At 66.5% G+C, this 2,703-nt stretch carries 2 protein-coding genes; both read left to right on the plus strand.

Annotated elements, in window-relative coordinates; translation table 11 throughout:
• A partial coding sequence (locus QMZ25_RS16340; RefSeq protein WP_283219948.1) for an aldehyde dehydrogenase family protein occupies positions 1–900 on the plus strand: 900 nt, incomplete at its 5' end.
• A gap of 88 nt (positions 901–988) precedes the next feature.
• Complete coding sequence (gene betA / locus QMZ25_RS16345) at positions 989–2,671, plus strand: choline dehydrogenase (protein ID WP_283219949.1); 1,683 nt, start codon at positions 989–991, stop codon at positions 2,669–2,671.
• Positions 2,672–2,703: the final 32 nt, after the last annotated feature.

The raw sequence follows: 2,703 nt of genomic DNA on the forward strand, positions 1-2,703 counted from the left end.
TACACCGAAGCCGGCGTGCCGGCTGGCGTGTTCAATGTCGTGCAGGGCCCCGGTCGCGAAATCGGCAACTGGCTCACCGAACATCCGGTGATCGAGAAGATCTCCTTCACCGGCGGCGTGGCCACCGGCAAGAAGGTGATGGCTGCGGCCGCCTCCTCCTCGCTGAAGGAAGTGACCATGGAACTGGGCGGCAAATCGCCGCTGGTGATCTGCGATGACGCCGATCTCGACCGCGCCGCCGACATCGCGGTGATGGCCAATTTCTTCAGCTCCGGCCAGGTGTGCACCAATGGCACCCGCGTGTTCGTGCCGCGCGGCATGCTGGCCGCGTTCGAGGCCGCCGTGGTCGAGCGCGTCAAGCGCATCCGCATCGGCGATCCGATGGCCGCGGACACCAACTTCGGCCCGCTGACCAGCTTCCCGCACATGGAGAACGTGCTGCGCTACATCGAAAGCGGCAAGACCGAAGGCGCGCGCCTGCTGATCGGCGGCGGCCGTGCCACCGACGGCACGCTGGCCCAGGGCGCCTATGTGCTGCCGACCGTGTTCTCCGACTGCCGCGACGACATGACCATCGTCAAGGAAGAGATCTTCGGGCCGGTCATGAGCATCCTTGCCTATGACAGCGAAGATGAAGTGGTCCGCCGCGCCAACGACACCACCTTCGGCCTCGCCGCCGGCGTGGTCAGCAAGGACATCAGCCGCGCCCACCGCATCATCCATCGCCTGGAAGCCGGCATCTGCTGGATCAACACCTGGGGCGAATCGCCAGCCGAAATGCCGGTGGGTGGCTACAAGGAGTCCGGTGTCGGCCGCGAGAACGGCCTCTCGACCCTGGGCCACTACACCCGCATCAAGTCGGTGCAGGTCGAACTGGGCGACTACGCCAGCGCGTTCTGAGCCGCGCCCCTCGTCCGGCCACCGCGCCGATCCGACATTCCGCCGGGACGCCTGTTTGCAGCGTGTCCCGGCCTGAAGGAGAACAACCATGAGCACCCATAACGAGTACGACTACATCATCATCGGCGCCGGTTCGGCCGGCAACGTGCTGGCCACCCGCCTGACCGAAGATGCCGATGTGAGCGTACTGCTGCTGGAAGCGGGTGGCCCGGACTACCGGCTCGACTTCCGCACCCAGATGCCGGCGGCGCTGGCGTTTCCGCTGCAGGGCAAGCGCTACAACTGGGCCTACAAGACCGATCCAGAGCCCTTCATGAACAACCGCCGCATGGACTGCGGCCGTGGCAAGGGCCTGGGCGGTTCGTCGCTGATCAACGGCATGTGCTACATCCGCGGCAACGCGATGGACTACGACAACTGGGCGAGCATGCCCGGCCTGGACGACTGGACCTATCTGGACTGCCTGCCCTACTTCCGCAAGGCCGAGACCCGCGACATCGGCCCCAACGATTACCACGGGGGCGATGGCCCGCTGCGGGTGACCACCCCCAAGGCCGGCAACAACGAACTGTTCGCAGCCATGGTTGAAGCCGGCGTGCAGGCAGGCTATCCGCGCACCGATGACCTCAACGGCTACCAGCAGGAAGGCTTCGGCCCGATGGACCGGACGGTCACGCCGAAGGGCCGCCGCTCCAGCACCGCCCGCGGCTATCTGGATCTGGCCAGGCCGCGCCCGAACCTGACCATCGTCACCCACGCGCTGACCGACCGCATCCTGTTCTCCGGCAAGCGCGCGGTGGGCGTGCAGTGGCTGCGCAACGACCAGCCGCAGCGTGCCACTGCCCGCCGCGAGGTGCTGTTGTGCGGCGGCGCCATCGCCTCGCCACAGATCCTGCAGCGCTCCGGCGTGGGCCCGGCCGATCTGCTGCGCAGCCTCGACATCGACCTGGTGCATCACCTGCAGGGCGTCGGCGCCAATCTGCAGGATCACCTGGAGATGTATCTCCAGTACGAATGCAAGAAGCCGGTCTCGCTGGCGCCGGCGCTGAAGCTGTACAACCAGCCGGCAATCGGCGCTGAATGGTTGTTCCTGGGCACCGGTATCGGCGCCAGCAACCAGTTCGAGGCCGGCGGCTTCATCCGCAGCGATGCCGAGTTCGACTGGCCCAACCTGCAGTATCACTTCCTGCCGGTGGCCATCAACTACAACGGGTCCAATCCGATCAAGGCACACAGCTTCCAGATGCATGTCGGCTCGATGCGCTCGCCCAGCCGGGGCCGCATCCATGTCCGCTCCAAGGATCCGCGCGAGCATCCGAGCATCCTGTTCAACTACATGTCGCACGACCAGGACTGGCGCGAGTTCCGCGCGGCGATCCGCATCACCCGCGAGATCTTCGCGCAGCCGGCACTGGCTCCATACAGCGGCCGCGAGATTTCGCCGGGCAGTGCACTGCAGACCGATGCGCAGATCGACGCGTTCGTCCGTGAGCATGCTGAAACGGCATACCACCCGTCCTGCTCCAACAAGATGGGCCACGCCGATGATCCGATGGCGGTGGTGGACGGCCAGGGCCGCGTGCATGGTCTGGAGGCCCTGCGCATCGTCGACGCCTCGATCATGCCGCAGGTGGTGACCGGCAATCTCAACGCGCCGACCATCATGATCGCCGAAAAGCTCGCCGACGTGATCCGCGGCCGTGCGCCGCTGCCCCGCAGCACCGCGCCCTACTACAAGGCCAATGGTGCGCCGGTGCGCAGGCAGGGCTGAGCACCGCACGCACCCTGAAACACCCGCCGGGG

The organism is Stenotrophomonas sp. RS-48 (assembly GCF_030053245.1).
In the GTDB taxonomy this organism is placed as follows: domain Bacteria; phylum Pseudomonadota; class Gammaproteobacteria; order Xanthomonadales; family Xanthomonadaceae; genus Stenotrophomonas; species Stenotrophomonas maltophilia_P.

Bases quoted from the DNA above. Each gene is read 5' to 3' on its own strand.
- betA (WP_283219949.1), top strand. From the start codon at position 989: ATGAGCACCCATAACGAGTACGACTACATCATCATCGGCGCCGGTTCG.